General features: G+C 33.8%; 16 protein-coding genes and 1 rRNA gene. All 17 read right to left on the reverse strand.

Annotation, left to right across the window (positions count from 1 at the left end; genetic code table 11):
* Window positions 1-95, reverse strand: a 5S ribosomal RNA gene (gene rrf, locus CD150_RS03805); the annotation flags it as partial.
* 473 nt (window positions 96-568) lie between these two features.
* Entirely contained in the window at window positions 569-2,056 is a 1,488-nt protein-coding gene (lysS, locus tag CD150_RS03810; RefSeq protein ID WP_064209957.1) for a lysine--tRNA ligase, read from the reverse strand.
* Window positions 2,057-2,568: 512 nt separating this feature from the next.
* Window positions 2,569-3,048: a 2-amino-4-hydroxy-6-hydroxymethyldihydropteridine diphosphokinase gene (gene folK / locus CD150_RS03815; RefSeq protein ID WP_073346322.1), complete on the reverse strand. Its 480-nt coding sequence runs from the start codon at window positions 3,046-3,048 to the stop codon at window positions 2,569-2,571.
* Window positions 3,048-3,413, reverse strand: coding sequence for a dihydroneopterin aldolase (gene folB / locus CD150_RS03820; protein WP_073346317.1), 366 nt, complete (start codon window positions 3,411-3,413; stop codon window positions 3,048-3,050). The genes folK and folB overlap by 1 nt, the downstream gene beginning before the upstream one ends.
* Window positions 3,391-4,194 (reverse strand): dihydropteroate synthase, encoded by an 804-nt coding sequence (folP, locus tag CD150_RS03825; RefSeq protein ID WP_070657446.1) that lies wholly within the window; start codon window positions 4,192-4,194, stop codon window positions 3,391-3,393. The genes folB and folP overlap by 23 nt, the downstream gene beginning before the upstream one ends.
* A 339-nt stretch (window positions 4,195-4,533) precedes the next feature.
* Window positions 4,534-5,466 carry a cysteine synthase A gene (gene cysK, locus CD150_RS03830; protein ID WP_046206545.1) on the reverse strand — a complete coding sequence of 311 codons (933 nt, stop codon included), beginning with the start codon at window positions 5,464-5,466 and terminating at the stop codon, window positions 4,534-4,536.
* Window positions 5,467-5,623: 157 nt separating this feature from the next.
* Entirely contained in the window at window positions 5,624-6,502 is an 879-nt protein-coding gene (gene hslO / locus CD150_RS03835) for an Hsp33 family molecular chaperone HslO (RefSeq protein ID WP_070039631.1), read from the reverse strand.
* Window positions 6,503-6,715: 213 nt separating this feature from the next.
* A complete protein-coding gene (ftsH, locus tag CD150_RS03840; RefSeq protein WP_073346312.1) occupies window positions 6,716-8,830 on the reverse strand; it encodes an ATP-dependent zinc metalloprotease FtsH in 2,115 nt (704 codons plus the stop codon).
* A 284-nt stretch (window positions 8,831-9,114) separates the two neighbouring features.
* Window positions 9,115-9,654 (reverse strand): hypoxanthine phosphoribosyltransferase, encoded by a 540-nt coding sequence (gene hpt / locus CD150_RS03845; protein ID WP_046206548.1) that lies wholly within the window; start codon window positions 9,652-9,654, stop codon window positions 9,115-9,117.
* Window positions 9,655-9,658: 4 nt separating this feature from the next.
* On the reverse strand, window positions 9,659-10,951 hold the full coding sequence (gene tilS, locus CD150_RS03850) for a tRNA lysidine(34) synthetase TilS (protein ID WP_164987241.1): 1,293 nt from the start codon (window positions 10,949-10,951) through the stop codon (window positions 9,659-9,661).
* A 197-nt stretch (window positions 10,952-11,148) separates the two neighbouring features.
* Window positions 11,149-11,547 carry a S1 domain-containing RNA-binding protein gene (locus CD150_RS03855; protein ID WP_046206549.1) on the reverse strand — a complete coding sequence of 133 codons (399 nt, stop codon included), beginning with the start codon at window positions 11,545-11,547 and terminating at the stop codon, window positions 11,149-11,151.
* Window positions 11,548-11,647: 100 nt separating this feature from the next.
* Window positions 11,648-12,049, reverse strand: a complete 402-nt coding sequence (locus tag CD150_RS03860) for an FtsB family cell division protein (RefSeq protein WP_046206550.1) — start codon at window positions 12,047-12,049, stop codon at window positions 11,648-11,650.
* Window positions 12,050-12,069: 20 nt separating this feature from the next.
* Window positions 12,070-12,333 (reverse strand): RNA-binding S4 domain-containing protein, encoded by a 264-nt coding sequence (locus CD150_RS03865; RefSeq protein ID WP_046206575.1) that lies wholly within the window; start codon window positions 12,331-12,333, stop codon window positions 12,070-12,072.
* Between the two features lie 2 nt (window positions 12,334-12,335).
* Window positions 12,336-13,523, reverse strand: a complete 1,188-nt coding sequence (locus tag CD150_RS03870; protein ID WP_073346304.1) for a MazG nucleotide pyrophosphohydrolase domain-containing protein — start codon at window positions 13,521-13,523, stop codon at window positions 12,336-12,338.
* Window positions 13,523-15,061 (reverse strand): polysaccharide biosynthesis protein, encoded by a 1,539-nt coding sequence (locus CD150_RS03875; protein ID WP_073346299.1) that lies wholly within the window; start codon window positions 15,059-15,061, stop codon window positions 13,523-13,525. Before CD150_RS03875 ends, CD150_RS03870 begins: the two co-directional genes overlap by 1 nt.
* Window positions 15,051-18,563: a transcription-repair coupling factor gene (mfd, locus tag CD150_RS03880; RefSeq protein WP_103161356.1), complete on the reverse strand. Its 3,513-nt coding sequence runs from the start codon at window positions 18,561-18,563 to the stop codon at window positions 15,051-15,053. Before mfd ends, CD150_RS03875 begins: the two co-directional genes overlap by 11 nt.
* Window positions 18,560-19,132 carry an aminoacyl-tRNA hydrolase gene (pth, locus tag CD150_RS03885; protein WP_046206554.1) on the reverse strand — a complete coding sequence of 191 codons (573 nt, stop codon included), beginning with the start codon at window positions 19,130-19,132 and terminating at the stop codon, window positions 18,560-18,562. The genes mfd and pth overlap by 4 nt, the downstream gene beginning before the upstream one ends.
* Window positions 19,133-19,311: the final 179 nt, after the last annotated feature.

A 19,311-nucleotide genomic window follows, 5' to 3' on the forward strand; every position in this document is an offset into this window, starting at 1 on the left:
TGCGGAACGTAAGTCCGACTACCATCGGCGCTAAGGAGCTTAACTTCTGTGTTCGGCATGGGAACAGGTGTGACCTCCTTGCTATAGTCACCAGACAAAATAACTTACTCAATGTATGATACATTGTTTGTTATTCAATTACAATAGTTAATTTTACACTATCTTAAAGAATTTCACAAGTTCTTTACTTAGTATTTAATATGTAAATGCTCGTTTTCGACGACTTTTATATAATACTATGTTTTTTTGCTGAAGTCAATAGTTTTCGTAACTTTTATTTAAACATAAATTTATTTCGTATGTATTTGCGTTTACTTAACTCGACTTGAATTATCTTACCATAAGAAATCGAGGTTTACCATACCTTTTTTAGTATATTTTTATATTTAAATAGCATAAATATGCATAATTGTATCTTATTACTTTTATTATTTTCTATTTTAATTCTAAGCCTTTTGTATTTCCTTGTTTCTTGCATAGTTTATATTTGTAAATAAAAAGGATTAAACATCCCGGCTTTTATTTGTAAGCCACAATATTTAATCCTTAATTATTAAGTTGAGCTATATTACTTTTGTCTCATATATGGGAAAAGTAATACGTCTCTAATTGAAGCTGAATCAGTAAGTAGCATGACAAGTCTATCAATACCTATACCTAGACCACCTGTTGGAGGCATACCATATTCTAATGCTTCAATGAAATCTTCATCCATTTCATGCGCTTCGTCATTGCCTTGCTCTTTTTCAACTAATTGTGCTTCAAATCTTTCTCTTTGATCTATCGGATCATTTAATTCTGTAAATGCATTACCATGTTCTCTGCCTACAATAAATAATTCAAAGCGATCCGTAAATCTAGGGTCTTCTGGATTTTTCTTTGCTAATGGTGATATTTCAATTGGGTGTCCATATACAAAAGTAGGTTGTATTAATGTTTCTTCAACTTTTTGTTCAAAGAATTCGTTTAAAATATGACCGTATTTCATATTTTCAGTAATTTCAACACCATGCGCTTTAGCCAGTGTTTTTGCCTCTTCATCATTTTGAACATTAAAGAAATCAACGCCTGTAGCTTCTTTGACAGCATCTGCCATATGAACTCGTTTCCAGTTTGATTCTAAGTCAATAACTTCTTCACCATAATTAATTTTTGCAGTACCAAGTACTTTATTAGATATATGTCTAATCATATCTTCTGTTAAGTCCATAATATCGTGATAGTTTGCATATGCTTCGTAGAGTTCGATCATTGTGAACTCTGGATTATGACGTGTAGATACGCCTTCATTTCTAAACACGCGACCAATTTCATATACTTTTTCTAAGCCACCAACAATTAATCGTTTCAAGTGTAATTCTATTGCTATTCTCATATATAATGTAGCATCCAAAGCATTGTGATGTGTTACAAACGGTCTCGCTGCCGCTCCACCAGCAATTTGGTGCATCATTGGAGTTTCTACTTCTAAGAATCCTTGATTGTTTAAGTAATTACGCATTTCTTGTAAGATTTTACTTCTATTAATAAAAGTTTGCGTACTATCTTGGTTTGTTATTAAATCTAAATAACGTTGACGATAGCGTTGTTCAATATCTTGTAAACCATGAAATTTATCTGGTAATGGTCGTAATGCTTTTGTTAGGAGCGTGAATGATTTTGCTTTGACCGACAATTCACCTGTGTTTGTTTTAAACATAACACCTTCAATACCTACGATATCTCCTAGGTCTGCTGATTTCCATAGTTCAAATTGTTCTTCTCCAACTTGGTCTTTTCTCACATAAATTTGAATTTGGCCTGATAAATCTTGTACGTGTGCAAAACCTGCTTTACCTTTACCACGTTTCGTCATTAGACGTCCTGCAATGCTAACATGACTTTCTGCTTCTTTTTCTTGTAATTCTTCTTTGGAAAATTGATCCCAATCATCATGCAATGGTGTAGCCATTGAAGTTCGTACAAATTTTCCGCCGAATGGATCGATACCTAAATCGTATAGTTCTTGCATTTTTTGACGACGCACCTGCATTTGGTCGTTCATTTCTTCTGACATAACTTTCTCTCCTTTATACTTCTTATCCAATTTTAATTTTAGCATTAACCTTTTTGTTAGAATTCGAGGAATATCTATCATTGATGATTACCGTATTTTGATTTGTTCCAATCATTTCTAACTTTACCATGACCACCCCATCTTTTAAATACAAAGATGGTATTTGCTGATGTGCTTAGTACCAATTTTTCAACTTTTAATTTTACTAGAGGTCATGAATGTAATAAAGTAATTTAAACTTTAAAATGTTATATCAGTATTATTAATCAATTGTAGATAAAATAATGCTATTGTATTCCCTTTTACATCTACTTAAATATTTTATTAGAGTTAACGATAATACGAAAGGTATTGTTACTCGTTTATTATTTGGTAAGTTACTATCCTGTCAATATGATTGAAGAAACAACATGAATTTTACAGTTTTTATATAATAAAACTGAAAGTATACGCATTCAAGTATAGCGCTTTGCTATTCCGCTTCATCATGAAATTTACACACATTTGTTTCCTTACCCTTTATATTGTTTCACTGAATTATCTAACATTACTAAATCTCTAATTTTTTTATTTGTATGAGGTTCAGTAAAATCTGGTGCAATATCATTTAATGGTATGAGCACAAAAGAACGCTCTAACATACGTGGATGCGGTATGATCAAATCATCTTCATCTATGATTTGTTCCTCAAATAATAAAATATCAACATCTAATGTTCTAGGACCCCATCTTATATCTCTCACTCTATGCAACTGTTGTTCTGTTCTTAAACATGCCTTTAATAAATCATGAGGTGTCAGTGATGTTTCTATTTCAATACATTGATTTAAAAATTGCGGTTGCTCAACATATCCAACAGGTTCAGTTTCATAAATTGGTGATGTTTGTGTTACATTGATACCTTCTGTTTCATTTAAAATACGAATTGATTGATCGAGCTGTGCTTTTCTATCTCCAACGTTACTTCCCAAACCTAAGTACGCATATGACATTATAAATTCTCCCTCACTATTTCTACACCTACACCTTCATAATGACCTGGTATAGGGGGATTTTCTTTAGTGATTCTAACTTGCGTTTCCATTACACGATTATAGTGTGAATTTATACGTTTTGCAATACGTTCAGCTAGATACTCTAATAAATTCACTGGTTCACTTTCCATGATTGATTTCACATCTGCATAAACTTCACCATAGTGAACTGTATCAGTTACTTGATCTGTTTCACCTGCAAGGCTTAAATCGACTTTCATAGTCAAATCAACAATGAATATTTGACCAATTTCATTTTCGGCTGGTAATGCACCGTGATAGCCATAAAACTTCATACCGTTAAGAAATATTGTGTCTTTCATCCTCATTCTCCTTTAAATAATCCATGCTTTGAGCCAAACGGACATTGAGCGCAACGTTATGAACCCTCACACCTTTAACGCCTTTCATTATACCGTATGCAGTAGTAGCTGCAGTTGCTTCATCTCTTTCAATTGCTTGCGTGTCTCGATCTATCATTTCTTTAATAAATCTTTTTCTACTTGTCGCTAGTAGCACAGGATAATCAGTAGCTACTAATTCATCCAAACGTGCCATTACTTCTTTTTCTTCATCTCTTGTTTTTGCAAAACCAATGCCAGGATCTATCCAAACTTTTTCTTGTGGGATACCTGCCATTTCTGCTTTATTAGCTTGTTTCAATAAATGCACAAGCATTTCATCCACAACAGGCATTGATCTATGACCATCACCATTGTGCATCAATATAATCTCACCTTCATATTTAGATACAACGTCAAAGATTTTTTCATCATATAATCCAGCCCACTGATCATTAATCATTGTAGCACCTAATTTCATTGCTGCTTCTGCTACTTCACTTCTATATGTATCAATAGACAATTGAACATCTAATTGGCTAAGTGCTTTTACAACAGGGACCACGCGCTGTAATTCTTCAGTAACACTTATTTCCTCATAACCAGGACGTGTTGATATACCACCTACGTCAATCATATCTACACCCTCTTCAATCATTTCTTGCGCTCTTTTGACAGCCTTTTCTACTGAATTATATTTACCGCCATCAGAAAATGAATCAGGTGTTACATTTAATATGCCCATAATTTTTGTATGTGCCATCGTTACTTTCTTCCTTTCACTATGAAATGACTCATCGTTAGCTTAGTAATCACTATTCTATAATAACGCTAATTTATAAATTTTTCAGTAAGCAACGTTCATATCGTCGGAAAATTTAAACTGGTTTATTTTAGTCATTTCCACATTTTGTAATTAATAACTGGTATTCAGACATTTTAATCATTTCGTATTGTACTTTTTCAATCACTTTAGTTAACTTTAAAAACTCTACAAACAAAGCATTCACAGAAGTCATAAAAAAATGTCGACAAAGTCAGAAACCTTGTCGACATTTGAAACTGATCATACTTACACATAATCGGTTTTATAAATATATTTTTAATCTTCAAATGAATATAGAGGTGTTGAAAGGTAACGTTCACCATTACTTGGTAATACAGTAACTACTGTTTTACCTTTACCTAAAGATTTGGCTTTTTCTATAGCTGCATAAATTGCTGCACCTGAAGAAATCCCACCTAATATACCTTCTTCTTTAGCAACCTTACGAGACATATCCATCGCTGTTTCATTACCAACTTTTATAACTTCATCATAGATATTCGTATCTAAAGTATCTGGTACAAATCCTGCACCTAAACCTTGAAGTTTATGTGGTCCTGGTTCTCCACCACTTAATACTGGAGAATCTTCAGGTTCAATAGCTACAAGATTAATGTCAGGGTATTTCTCTTTCAATACTTTACCTGCACCAGTTAATGTACCGCCAGTGCCAACACCAGCTAAGAATGAATCAATGGTTTTACCTTCAAATTGTTCAACGAGTTCTGGACCAGTTGTCAATTCATGCACACGTGGATTAGCAGGGTTTTCAAATTGTTGTGGTTCATAATAACCAAATTCTTCTTTTAATTCTTTGGCTTTTTTAATTGCACCTTTCATCGCTTCTGATCCTGGTGTTAAAACAACTTCTGCGCCATAAGCTTTTAATAAATTACGACGTTCTTGACTCATTGTTTCTGGCATTGTGAATACTGCTTTATAACCTTTCGCAGCACATACAAAAGCTAAACCAATACCTGTATTACCACTCGTAGGTTCTACAATTGTATCTCCTGGTTTGATTTTTCCTTCTTTCTCTGCCGCTTCAATCATTGCTAACGCGATACGGTCTTTAACAGAACCACCTGGATTTTGATATTCTAATTTCACATAAACATCTGCAGCATTTTCATCCACCACATTGTTCAACTTAACTACTGGCGTATTGCCAATCACTTCAACGACATTATTTACTGGTTTGTTTGTCATAAGTATTGCTCCTTTTCATTAAAAAGTTTAAAACCTACTTTTTCTATCGGATATACTTTATATTTTATCAGATTTTGATTTGAATACAACTAAGAAGATTAAAAATTACAATATTTTTATACTTTATAGTGACTTAAAGTTCATTTTAAAGGATTTTTTACATCTTTTCTAATAATTCCTGTAATTCATTTTCTGTATATTGATATTTATTTCTACAGAAATGGCATTCTGCTTCTGCACCATGATCTTCATTAATCATACTTTCGATTTCAGCTTGGCCTAGTCCTTTAATTGCATTTAAAAACTTTTCGTGACCGCAATTACATTCAAAACTTGCAGGCATTTCTTCTAAAATTTGAACTTCATCTTCACCAAGTATTTCATATAATATTTCTTCTGGAGTTAAACCTTGATCAATTAATTTCGAAACGGGTGTCATGTTGTTGATTGCTGTTTCTAATTTATTGATTGTTTTTTCTTCTGCACCTGGCATCACTTGTATGATAAAACCACCTGCAGCTTTTATAGAGTTATCAGGATTCACTAGTACGCCTAACCCTACAGATGAGGGTACTTGTTCACTTTTTGCAAAGTAGTAAGTAAAATCATCGCCTAATTCACCAGAGACTAGTTCACTTGAACCAGAGAAATAATCTTTCATTCCAACGTCTTTTACTACAGTTAATGCACCATTTGTTCCAACAGCTCTACTAACATCTAATTTTCCTACGTTATTTAGAGGGAAGTGCGTTTGTGGATGCGTCACGTATCCTCTGACATGACCGCTGGCATCTGCATCAGCTATAATTTTTCCGATTGGCCCTTGTCCATCAACTGTAACTGTCAGTTTTTGATCGCCTTTTAACATTGCACCCATCATCAACGTTGCAGTCATTGTTCTGCCAAGTGCTGCGGATGCTGTCGGCCAAGTATAGTGTCTTGTTTGTGCTTCTTGAACACTTTCTGTAGTTAATGCACTATATGCTCTTATCTGTCCTTCATAAGCCAATGCTTTAACAATGTAATCATTTGTCATTTCTTTAATTTCTCCTTTTATTCATTGTAAGTGTTTAAATTGTCTTCTAACTTCTATATAGAATTTTATAATACTTTTTATCAATGCAATTTATTGTACGTGTTCAATCAAAAAATTGCTACATATCTGTTTGTAATTTTATTGATTGATGAATAATAAAAAAGCTTCTTTCCACATCAATATGATAGCAGAAAGAAGCTTTTTGTTCAGTTATTAATTTCTATTGCTTGGATCATTAGGATCACTTGGGTTGCTAGGTTTATCGATATTTGGTGCTTGTTCATGACCTGTCTCTTCTGAGTCGTCATCGTCATGTTCACTTTCTTTGCTTTCTTTATCGATATCTTTTTCCTCTTGTTGGTCTTCTTCTTGTTGTTTTTTACCAACTTCTAGTTGTTCTTTTCGTACATCTTCATATGATTTACCATATTTACCTTCTTTAAATTCACTTTCTTGATCACTTACAACTTCTGCTGCATCGTAATCAACTTCTGGCAATACGCCATCATAGAATAATGAACGAATTTGTTCAGCAACTAATGTCTCTTCTTTTAATAAAGATTCAGCAATTAAAAGTAATTGTGATTTATGTTCTAAAAGAATGTCTTTACAACGTTCGTATTGTTCTTTAATAATACGTTGAACTTCTTTATCAATTTCATACGCAATTTGACCAGAATATTCTGGTTCGCCTTGCATGTCTTTACCTAAGAATACTTGTCCATTGCTGCTACTTGAGAATTGAACAGTACCAAGTTTCTTACTCATACCATATTCAGTAACCATTTGACGTGCGATTTGTGTTGCACGTTCAAAGTCATTTGAAGCACCTGTTGATACTGCGTTGAAATTAATATCTTCAGAAACTCGACCACCTAACAAGCCACAGATCTTATCAAGTAATTCTGGTTCAGTCATTAAGAAGCGATCTTGTTTTGGTAACATCATTGCATAACCACCGGCTTGACCACGTGGTACGATAGTAACCTTATGGACAACCTCTGCTTCATCAAGCACCATACCAATAATAGTATGACCTGCTTCATGGTGTGCAACAATATTACGTTCTTTTTCAGAAATGACACGTGATTTTTTAGCAGGACCAGCAATCACACGGTCAGTCGCTTCTTCAATATCACGCATATCTATTTTCTTCTTGCCTTCACGTACTGCAACTAATGATGCTTCGTTCAGCAAGTTTTCTAAATCTGCACCAGAGAAACCAGGTGTTCTTTGAGAAACTGCTTTTAAGTCTACTGTTTCATCAAGTGGTTTATTTCGAGCATGAACGTGCAGAATTGCTTCACGTCCTTTTACATCTGGACGTCCAACTTGAATTTGTCTATCAAAACGACCAGGACGTAATAATGCTGGGTCTAAAATATCAGGACGGTTTGTAGCAGCAATCATAATGATACCTTCGTTTTCACCGAAACCATCCATTTCAACTAGTAATTGGTTTAGCGTTTGTTCACGTTCATCGTGACCGCCACCAACACCTGCACCACGTTGACGACCAACTGCATCGATTTCGTCAATAAAGATAATACAAGGTGCATTTTTCTTAGCATTTTCAAATAAGTCACGTACACGGCTTGCACCGACACCTACAAACATCTCAACGAAGTCTGAACCACTGATTGAGAAGAATGGTGTACCAGCTTCACCAGCTACTGCACGAGCTAATAACGTTTTACCTGTACCTGGAGGTCCTACAAGTAAAACACCTTTAGGTATTCTAGAACCCATTTGCTTAAATTGTTTATTATCTTTTAAGAAGTCAACAATTTCTATTAATTCTTGTTTTTCTTCATCTGCGCCAGCTACGTCTGAGAAGCGTACACGTTTTTTCTGACTGTCGTACATTTTCGCTTTGGATTTACCAAAATTCATCATACGACCGCCGCCACCGCCGCCGCCTTGTGCTTGACTAAGGAAGAAAATAAATAATAAGGCTATGATTAAAACTGGTATTAACGTCGTTAAAATACTTACAAATACGCTTTGCTTTTCTTCTTCTTTAACTGTAAATTTCAATCCATCTTGACTTTGTGCTTTATCTGTTATTTTTTCAAGCTCTTTATCATTATTATATAAAATAGTTGAAGAATAATCTTCATCTTTTTTAGTTTTACCGCTTACCATATATACATTTTGTTCTGGTTGAATTTCTAAGGATTTTAATTCACCTTTATCTAATTGCTTAACAAATTGGTTATATGTAAGCTGTTTTGGCATATTTCCGTTACCATTTAGCCACGAAAACAAGCCAAATATAATAACGCCAATGATTGCGATAACTAGCACGTTACGAAAGGCTTTCTGCATGCGTCGTTTCCTCCTACTTCAATAATAAAACTAACAAAAATTGTAACACAACACACAAGTTTTGGGCTAGTAATTCTACTTTTGTATGTACGTTACAGTTCTTGTTGTTTTTATACTTTTATATTTTTGATATACAAACATTTTACATATACTTTATGATTAATCCCTTAAATGATTTACGTATATGTTCGCGTATTTTATCAATATATTATGTATATCGACTCATTTAATATGATTACGTTTTACAGTATATAACAATATTTCATACGATTAAATTGTACTGCTTACTTTGAATAAATTTCTGGTTTAAGCGTTCCAATATATGGTAAATTTCTATAATTTTCAGCATAATCTAATCCGTAGCCAACTACGAATTCATCTGGAATTTTTTTACCTACATATTTTGCTTCGATATCTGCTTTACGGCGATTCGGTTTGTCTAACAATGTCACAATTTCTAGTGAATTGACTTTTCTTGATTCCAATAATTCAGTTATTGATTTTAATGTTGTCCCAGTTTCTAAAATATCTTCAATAATCAAAATGTCTTTTCCTTCTATTGAAGCGCTTAAGTCTTTAAGTATTTGTACTTCTCCTGTTGATTCAGTACCGCCATGATAACTAGAAACATCCATAAAATCGATAGCTAAATGCGTTCCAATATGTTTAATAAGGTCTGTCATAAACATTACTGAACCTTTCAAAATTCCTATACAAACAAGTGGTTTACCTGCATATGCTTCAGTAATCTTTGCACCCAAGTCTTTACAAATTTGTTCTATTTCTTCTTCATCTATTAATATTTCCTTTAAATCATCTCGCATAATTTCATTCCTCTCCCGTATTTCGTATGAAAATAGTATCTTTATATTCATTATTTAAATATAACGTACCTACAGCAATAATTGCTTCATCTGCATTAACTAAAATTGGTAATTGGTTGCGTTCAGTTTGTATCACTTTATGATCAATCAGTAATCGACTTACTTTTTTGTGTCCTTTTATCCCATTTAGTTTGAATTTATCACCATTATTTCTAGTTCTAATAACTAACGGATAACCATCTTCCGGAAAATCATCTGTTATGCTTATACTATAATGACCATAATGATATAAACCTGGCTGCAAAATTTTAGTTGGCATAAGAAATTTATCATAATTTGCCATTATTATAAATTTATCATAAGCGATATAAATATTCCATTTATCCGTTGTATATATTGTGCATTGCGTAACTTTGCTTTCGAGTTGCTGAAACCAAGATTCATACATTTTTTCAGTCATTGGTGCTGTTATCTGTAATTTTGAAAATATTTTATCTAATATTATGATTTTAATATTATGATTCAAATTTGAAAATGCAACTCTTGGAATGACTATTTCATCTTTATCAGCATTTTCGTGAACATGAGTTTCTATAAAATGTAACGCATGGTCATGTAATTCTTGCAGTTGTATATCATGCCAATCTTTCAATTTTAGTAGCTGTTTTGTCGATAAATGTCGGTTGTCGTCAATAGCAGGTAAAATACGATTACGAATATCGTTTCTAACATAAAGATTTTCAGCATTGGTCTCGTCTTCATAATAAGGTACTTCATAACTTTGCTGATAGTTTCGAATGTCTGCTTTAGTTGTTTCTAACAATGGTTTACACAACATATAGGCACTTCGTGAAGTCAGATATGACATACCTAAACTACTTCGAGTTGAACGACCAGTCATCAATCGATAAAAGATAGTTTCAATTTGATCGTCTTGATGGTGAGCGGTTAATAAAACGTCTGCATCCAACTCCACCATCATAGTATCAAACCACTGATATCGTTCATTTCTCGCAATATTTTCAATGCTATTCCCCTGTTCAATAACTTCTGATAAATCTAAATGATGCACGAACAATGGAATCTGATAAAACTCACAATATTTTCTTATAAATGTTTCTTCTTCTTGTGCAATATCACGAATATTATGATTCACATGTAAGCAAGTTAATTTTCTATACGATTGGGATAATGGATGAATTAAGTTGTGTAATAATACCATGCTATCAATCCCGGTTGAAACGGCTAACACAATGTGTTGTTCTTTTTTCCAACCATCAGCATTAACTTTTATCATAGCTTACCTCCTATGTCACAATACGAAAAATTTTTACATGCACCTTGTAATGTCTGTGAACAACAAAAAATAGACTGTTTCCTTAAGTAAGAAAACAGTCATTTATTGTCAAAGTCACACGTCGTTAAAATGATATTAAATGTTGTATTTGAGCAATTAATTTAAGTTCTCTTTGGAACAGTCTTATTTTATATATTTTAGCGTCTAGCGCCTTTTCCACCACGTCTAGATTCCGTTTGACGCTTAATAGAAGTCAATTTATCTTCACTATCTTTTAAGAAGTTTGTTAATTTCTTTTCAAAGTCCTCACCTTTAGGTTGAGTTTGTTTATGATTTGGCTTGTTTTGAGGTCTACGCGGACGATCTTTTGCTTTTTTGATTGACAAACTAATTTTTCCATCATCAGCAATTGATAGTACTTTAACTTCAACTTCATCACCAACAGATAAGTGATCTTCTACGTTTTCAACGTAGTTATCTGCAACTTCACTTATGTGAACTAAGCCACTCTTTCCTTCTGGAAGTTCGACGAAAGCGCCAAACTTTTTGATTCCAGTGACTTTACCTTTAAGCTTGTTTCCTACTTCGATTGACATATTATAAATAAATCCTCCCGATTCGTTTCGATTTTAACCCTATTATATGCCTGTTTGCATAAATTAACAATGGTATAATGATGCAAAAAATTAAATTCACTTATTTATCATCATTTTGCGCCTTAGATTTAGTGTCAGATTTATTTTCTCCGGGCAATTTGAAAATAACTTCCCCATCATTACTTAGATAGTAATCATCACGTGCAACTTTTTCAATATAATCTTTATCATTTAGATTATTTAATTGTTCTTTTAGTGCTAATTCTTCATCTTGTTGCTTTTGATACTTTTGTTCTTTTTGTTGGCGCTCGACTGCATCGTCATTGTTACTTTGTTTTTGAGTGACAAGCATGATGGATAAAATGATAATAATCAGTAGTAAAAGACCACCGAATAAAGTGATACGTTTACGAACAACACGCTTCCTCATTTGTTTGTGTTGCTTTTTTTTGTTTTCTGCTGAAGTATACGTATTGCCTATATTTTCAACTTTTTTATTCATTTGCTTGTCACCTCCCGTTCCTATATTTCACTTACTTTTTCTTCTTTAATGAGTTCATACATGCCCTTTGCATTTTCTTTTGTTGCATGTTCACTCAATCCCGTAACTTTGATTGTTACAACTTTTTGACCAAATCGGATAACAAGCTCATCCGATTCTTTTACATCGGTACCTGCTTTAGCAACTACACCGTTTACAGTAATACGTCCTTGATCACTGATCTCTTTAGCTAAAGTGCGACGTTTTACTAATCTTGACACTTTGAGATATTTGTCTAATCTCATCATTATTTTCCTCCTTGCTCTAAAATTCGTTTTAAAGCATTTTCATCTAACGACTTATTTTTTGTTTTATCATACAATGCTAAGAAGTGGTCTGCAAATACTTTCTCAAATTTCACTCGCTGTTCTTTACCTTCTTTAGACTTAGCATCGGACCAAATATTTTTCAAATCTTCTTCAGTTTCTGCTTTTGTGTCACCAAAAACATGTGGATGTCTGCGAATCATTTTTTCTGAAAGGCTTTGTATCACTTCGTTTATATCCATGTAACCTTCTTTTTTGCCAATACTTGTGTGTAATAATACTTGTAACAGGATATCTCCTAGTTCTTCTATCATATGCCAATCGTCTTCGTTATCTATAGCTTCAAACAATTCGAATGTCTCTTCCAGTAAGTAGCGTTTTAACGTATGGTGTGTTTGAACCTTATCCCATGGGCAACCTTTTTCATCGTCTACAAGATGATCTATGATACCAACTGCATAGTCAAAATCACCAAAGTATGCTTCTTCGGTTTCCACTTTTGGAATAAATACGCTTGTTATATTGTTAAAAACATCGTCGTAATGATCTATTTCATATAACGGTGTTTTGATTACATTGGCGTGATTATTGCTCGCACCATCTACGATATAAACAAGTTGGTCATCACTATAGCGTTCCATCAATGTCACTTTTAAATCACCTGCGACCATTGCACTATAGACTTGTGTGATAAGTGTGTGCGTACGCATATTCAACTTTTCTTTTTGAAGATCTGTTGCATCTAACATCGTAAAACCATCATTAGGGTCAACTTTTACCGCTTCAAAAATATCGTCTATAAAGCTCTTGCCGCCCAATATTTCAATTTCAATATCAGAATGTTGTTGAGCATACTGCTCTAAATACACAGTTGTCGTTTCAGCTACACGTGGATGCCCTGGTACAGTATATACAATATCATTGTCTCTTGCAGCATCAATCAACTTTGTCACAATAGCTTCATATACATTTTGAAAAGCGTCATGGCGTTTATATTCTTGATCAAAACTTTCCATGTCGATACCTTCCGAAGTTAAATCTTGGATAACTGGATGGTCAAAGGTACGTGTGTAAACGAGTGTTTGTTTTTTTAAAAATTTATAAATTCCTAAGGGTAAATCTTCTATACCATAATTCCCTAATCCAACAATTGTTATTTTATTTGTCATTAATGTTTCCCTCTTTTCATATGGAATAGTTTATCTCCAAAAGGCAGGTGTTTAAGTTCCCTAAAACTTAATAAATGCATACGTACGATAGAAAAAATCACTACAATAACGCCGATAGTTGCTGCTACAGCTAATTCGACTAAGCCTTGCATTCTACCTTCTCCCGGAATAAGAAACATAACTATTTGTACTGTAATTGATAACAGCATCATTGTAATTACTAACTTAACAATGAACTTTTTCATTGTTTGAAAATGATACAGCTTTAAGACTTGATACTGTAAAATCCACACAAAGATGAACAGTGAAATCACAGTACTTACACTGGCACCGAAAATTGAAAATTGCGGTATTAAAACCATATTCAATATCGCTTTGACCACTACCCCAATACCAAATGCACACAAAATAATTTTAACGTGATTTTTCACTTGTAATAAGGCGATATCCATCATTATAAGAGAAACGCATATGACGGTAAGCATATAAACGGATAACGTGCCGTTCAAACTATCGTTTTTAAAGAATACGCTATTCATTACAGGTAGCAAATTGATTAAACCTATTGCTGCTGCAACACTAAATAAAACTGTAATCTTTATAGATGCGTTAGCATAACGATTTACCAGTATATGTTGTTTTGTTTTTAATGCATCTGTTATTAATGGGATAAGTACAAAACAGAACGTTGTCGTTACAATTAATCCCATCTGTATAAAAGACGCACCTCGATCATAAATACCTTTAAAAATAGTTGCTTCGTCAAAATCTAAACCAGTCATTTGAAGCGCATGTATTACTGTAAAGCTATCCACGACTTGCCATACAATAACAATTAATTGGCTTACCGCGAACACAACGATACCTAACGTTAACTTTTTCCAAGCCACTTCCACATTGGCATGTGCTTTAGATAGCTTAAAAGGTTTCCGCTGCATCAGAAACAAACTAGATGCGAAAAAGCCAATACCTGAACCAACAATCGCCAATGTACCTGCACGGTATATACTCCATGATTGACTCGTAAACATCACAATAGCAATCATGATAATGGCGACACGAATAAATTGTTCTATAACCTGGGAAATAGCGGGTATATTCATCTCATGATGCGCTTGATAATAGCCCCTATAAACACCAAGTATGCCAACAAATAAAAAGCTAACACTTGCCGCCCTTAACATAGGTGCTAAATTGACATCTCCCATAAGAAAGGCAACCCAGTGTGCACACATAAATAAAAGTGAGAAAAAGATAACACCAACAAATTGTAACCTTAATAACACGCGTGTATATTGATTGGGGTTCCCGTTTGCGTTGAAAGTTTGAGTGACCGCACTAGGAATAGCATTCATCGATAAAATAACGCCTAAAGCTACTATGGGATACACTTGTTGATAGGCATATAATCCGCCATCGCCCAGTAAATTTTGATAGGGGACACGGTATAATGCACTGAGTATTTTAACGATAATAAGCGCTATTGTTAGTACAACAACACCATTAAAAACACTTTTTGTATCAGATTTAACGTTCATCTGGTATAACCATACTTTCCTCTAAACATTTCACTAAGAATTTCAAACTGTCCAACCATACTTTATCTTTATTTAGCGTCACTTTCATTTTACCTTCTTGAACACCAACTTTCATTGCGCGTCCAAGTGGTTGTGTTTGTTTAAAGAGTGCTTCGCCATTGATGTCAGTAGTACCTTTTTCGGATAAATAAACCTCTATTTTTTTACCTACATCTTTAATAAGTGTTACACCTGCATTCAATGCATACACTTTAATTTCCATCATTTCAAGCAATCTTTCAACCTCAACAGGATAATCATTAAAACGGTCAATGAGTTCATCTTTAACATCCATCAATTGTGATTCCGTCTCAATTTTACGTAATTTTTTATAAATTTCTATCTTAGCTTGTTCATTTGGAATATATTCAGCTGGTAAATAAGCATCAATATTTAGTTCAATTTCAACTTCAGGCGCATCATGCTGTTCTTCTTTAATGCCTCGTTTTTCATTCACTGCTTCTTCTAACATTTGTGAGTATAAATCGAAACCTACAGAATCAATAAATCCATGTTGCTGTTTGCCTAAAAGGTTACCTGCACCTCGAATATTTAAATCTCGCATTGCAATCTTAAATCCAGAACCTAATTCAGTAAATTCTTTAATTGCTTGCAATCTTTCTTCTGCAGTCTCTGATAATACTTTGTTAGATGGATGTAAGAAATAAGCATAACCTATACGACTTGAACGTCCCACGCGCCCTCGTAATTGATATAATTGACTCAGTCCAAACTTATCAGCATCTTCGATAATTAAAGTATTGGCATTGGGAACGTCTACGCCAGTTTCAATAATCGTAGTCGTTACAAGAATATCAAATTCATGATTGATAAAGCTTAACATCGTTTCTTCCAAATCACGTTCATTCATTTGACCGTGGGCCACACCTATATTCGCTTCCGGCATTAACATTTGTAGCTGCTCTCTTTTTTCATAAATCGATTGCACTTTATTGTACAAGTAGAAAACTTGGCCTTCACGTGATAATTCTCTTTCTAACGCTTCTTTAATAAAATTCATATTTTGCTCTAATACATAGGTTTGCACAGGAAAACGATTTTCTGGTGGTGTTTCTATGACAGATAAATCACGCACGCCTAACATACTCATATGTAGCGTTCTCGGAATAGGTGTTGCAGTTAATGTTAACACATCAACATTTGTCTTAAGTGATTTAATCTTTTCTTTGTGTCTTACACCAAAACGTTGTTCCTCATCTACAATGAGTAGGCCCAAATCTTTGTAATGAATATCCTTGCCTAATAATTTATGTGTACCCACAACGATATCAACATAGCCTGATTTTAGTCCTTCTTTCACTTCTTTCACTTCTTTAGTCGTTCTAAACCGACTAATAAGTTGAATTTCTATTGGAAAATCTTGCATACGTTCAATCAAAGTTTCATAGTGTTGTTGCGCTAAGATTGTGGTAGGCACGAGAAACGCTACCTGCTTACCTTCCATTACAGCTTTAAATGCCGCTCGTACCGCTACTTCTGTTTTTCCGTAACCTACATCACCACATAATAACCTGTCCATTGGACGTTCTACTTCCATATCTTGTTTAATTTCTTCAATGGATTTGCCTTGGTCTGGCGTTAACTCATAAGGGAAATCAATTTCAAAATCATTTTGTTGCGGGGTGTCTGGACCATATTTATAACCAACTGACATTTCTCTTTCTTTATATAATTCTATTAATTCATCGGCCATATCTTCAACATTTTGTTGAACTTTGGCTTTCGTTTTCTTCCATTCTGTGCCACCAAGTTTATTTAATCTAGGTGATTTATCTTCGGAAGCAACATACTTTTGTACTTGATCCATTTGATCTACGGGTACAAATAATTGATCAGTACCTTTGTATTGTAATTTTATATAATCTTTATGTACGCCTCCAACTTCAAGCGTTTCGACACCTAAATATTTCCCTACACCATGGTGAACATGAACAACAAAATCTCCAACTTTCAAATCTTGATAGGATTTGATTTTTTCTGCATTTGTTAATTTCTTATGTTGCTTTACCTTTTTCTTTTGTTTAGATTTAAATAGTTCACGTTCTGTTACAACAACGAGATGCATATATGGCAATTCAAAACCTTCTGACAAACTGCCTTCAGTGATAATCGCACTACCACCATCACTTTGTGTGCTTGGTGTATCTATAAATGTTGGTATATGCATTTCATTTAACATTGATTGAATACGCTCTTTTTTCGCTTCAGTTTCTGCTAATACGACAATCGTATAGTCATTTTGAATAAATCGTTGAAATTCAGAACGCATGATATCATATTGTCCATAAAATTGTTGTACTGGCTTACATGAAAATTTAATGATTTCATTGAGTTCTACCGGCATCGTTGCCGTAAATAAAGTAAAATACGTAACTGGATATCGATTTAATAGTGACTCAAATCCGTCATATTGTAAGAAATTCTGTCCGATAAATCCTTTACCACTTTCAATTAAACTTTGCATAAATTCTTCAGCTTCAGAAATCAGTGTTGTTTCAGTTTCTTTAATTCTGTTATATTCATCCACTGCTACAATCGCATCAGACTTGAAGTAATCAATAATGGTTGCAGGTGCTTCATACATAAAAGCAGCGAGTCTGCGTAATACTTGATGATCAAATAAAGAAGATTCAAAAAGTTGAAAACTTTCATATGTTTCTTTCAAGTCATTACGTACAGATTTATCTATTTTGGGACGTGTATACTCATATGCTTCTTTTAATTTTAGTTTAGTATGCTTCAATACATCATCTGTAATAATATAATCACTAGCCGTCGTAATATCTACTTGGTCTAAATTTTCTTCTGAACGTTGGGTTTCAACATCAAAGTTTCGGATTGAATCTACTTCTGTATCAAATAGTTCAATTCTTACAGGCATACCTATTAAAGGATATATGTCAATAATCCCACCACGCAATGAGAATTCACCAATATGCGATACTACACTCTCTCTACGATATCCCATGTTTACAAGTTTGTTTAAAAATTCATCAATATCAATGTCGTCACCAATAGTAAGTGTGAGTTGATGCTCCTTCCACATTTCAACGGGTGTTAACCATTTTTTAAAACCATTTAACGGTACGATAAATAACCCTCTCTTTTCTTGAGCAAGTGCCGTCAAAGTACGTACACGTTCACTCATGAATTGTGGGCTTTGTGTGGAAAATTCTTCTGTCATAATATCTTGCATTGGATACTTGTATATATCGTCAGTATCAACATATTGTTGTAAGTCGCTCTCTAGTTTGTCAGCTTGATACAAGTTGTTCGTTACTACAAGGAGTTGCTTTGAACTATGAATAAATTTTTCAGCTATAATTGTTGCCTTTGCCGAACTAGATAACCCAGTAACCAATACGTTGGCTTCACCAAATACTTCATTCAACTCTTGATAGCGTTTATCTTCTTTAATGTATTCTGTAATTATTGATTTCACTTGACCTCACCATTAAACTCATTCATCACACGGTCAAAACGAGAACTTTCAATATAAGCTTCTACTGCACGTGCTGAATGTTCTATTACGTTATTCATTGTTTCCATTTCTTGTTTTGAAAATTTTTGCAATACATAATCAACAATCGACATGCCGTTGGACGGACGATCAACACCAATACGAATACGTTTAAATTCGTCTGTACCTAAGGCTTGAATAATCGATTTCATACCATTATGACCGCCGGCACTGCCTTTTTGTCGTAATCGAATTTCCCCTTGAGGTAAATCCAAATCATCATATAGTACAAGTAAATCGTCTATATCAATATCATAATACTTCATCAGTGGACCTACAGCATCCCCAGACAAGTTCATCATCGTCATTGGTTCTATAAACATCACTTTCTCACCAGCCAAATGTTCGATTGTATAGGCACCTTTATACTTTTGTTTATCTAATTTAAATTGATTCTGTTCTAACATATAGTCAATAACTTCAAAACCAATATTATGTTTTGTCAGCTCAAAGCGTTTGCCGATATTGCCTAAACCTACAATACATTTCATTATGTTACCTCCAATTGTTGTATTCACTCAGAAACATTTATTATTTCGCAACACTCTATAGTTTCTTTTTATATTTTCATATCATTCACTATATTAACATAAAAAAACACCAGCTTAACGAATTAAGCATGGTGCTTTTTAAGATCATTTTTCTTATTGAAATCGCGTGTTTGAAAAAG

Origin of the sequence: Staphylococcus ureilyticus, assembly GCF_002902235.1 — a bacterium.
GTDB lineage: Bacteria > Bacillota > Bacilli > Staphylococcales > Staphylococcaceae > Staphylococcus > Staphylococcus ureilyticus.

What these genes read in the sequence shown, in the direction of transcription:
- tilS (WP_164987241.1), bottom strand. Translation starts at nt 10,951, where the DNA reads ATGATAAAAGTTAATGCTGATGGTTGGAAAAAAGAACAACACATTGTG.
- folB (WP_073346317.1), bottom strand. Translation starts at nt 3,413, where the DNA reads ATGAAAGACACAATATTTCTTAACGGTATGAAGTTTTATGGCTATCAC.
- hslO (WP_070039631.1), bottom strand. Translation starts at nt 6,502, where the DNA reads ATGACAAATGATTACATTGTTAAAGCATTGGCTTATGAAGGACAGATA.
- folP (WP_070657446.1), bottom strand. Translation starts at nt 4,194, where the DNA reads ATGGCACATACAAAAATTATGGGCATATTAAATGTAACACCTGATTCA.
- ftsH (WP_073346312.1), bottom strand. Translation starts at nt 8,830, where the DNA reads ATGCAGAAAGCCTTTCGTAACGTGCTAGTTATCGCAATCATTGGCGTT.
- folK (WP_073346322.1), bottom strand. Translation starts at nt 3,048, where the DNA reads ATGTCATATGCGTACTTAGGTTTGGGAAGTAACGTTGGAGATAGAAAA.
- CD150_RS03860 (WP_046206550.1), bottom strand. Translation starts at nt 12,049, where the DNA reads ATGAATAAAAAAGTTGAAAATATAGGCAATACGTATACTTCAGCAGAA.
- lysS (WP_064209957.1), bottom strand. Translation starts at nt 2,056, where the DNA reads ATGTCAGAAGAAATGAACGACCAAATGCAGGTGCGTCGTCAAAAAATG.
- CD150_RS03875 (WP_073346299.1), bottom strand. Translation starts at nt 15,061, where the DNA reads ATGAACGTTAAATCTGATACAAAAAGTGTTTTTAATGGTGTTGTTGTA.
- CD150_RS03865 (WP_046206575.1), bottom strand. Translation starts at nt 12,333, where the DNA reads ATGAGATTAGACAAATATCTCAAAGTGTCAAGATTAGTAAAACGTCGC.
- pth (WP_046206554.1), bottom strand. Translation starts at nt 19,132, where the DNA reads ATGAAATGTATTGTAGGTTTAGGCAATATCGGCAAACGCTTTGAGCTG.
- cysK (WP_046206545.1), bottom strand. Translation starts at nt 5,466, where the DNA reads ATGACAAACAAACCAGTAAATAATGTCGTTGAAGTGATTGGCAATACG.
- CD150_RS03870 (WP_073346304.1), bottom strand. Translation starts at nt 13,523, where the DNA reads ATGACAAATAAAATAACAATTGTTGGATTAGGGAATTATGGTATAGAA.
- hpt (WP_046206548.1), bottom strand. Translation starts at nt 9,654, where the DNA reads ATGCGAGATGATTTAAAGGAAATATTAATAGATGAAGAAGAAATAGAA.
- CD150_RS03855 (WP_046206549.1), bottom strand. Translation starts at nt 11,547, where the DNA reads ATGTCAATCGAAGTAGGAAACAAGCTTAAAGGTAAAGTCACTGGAATC.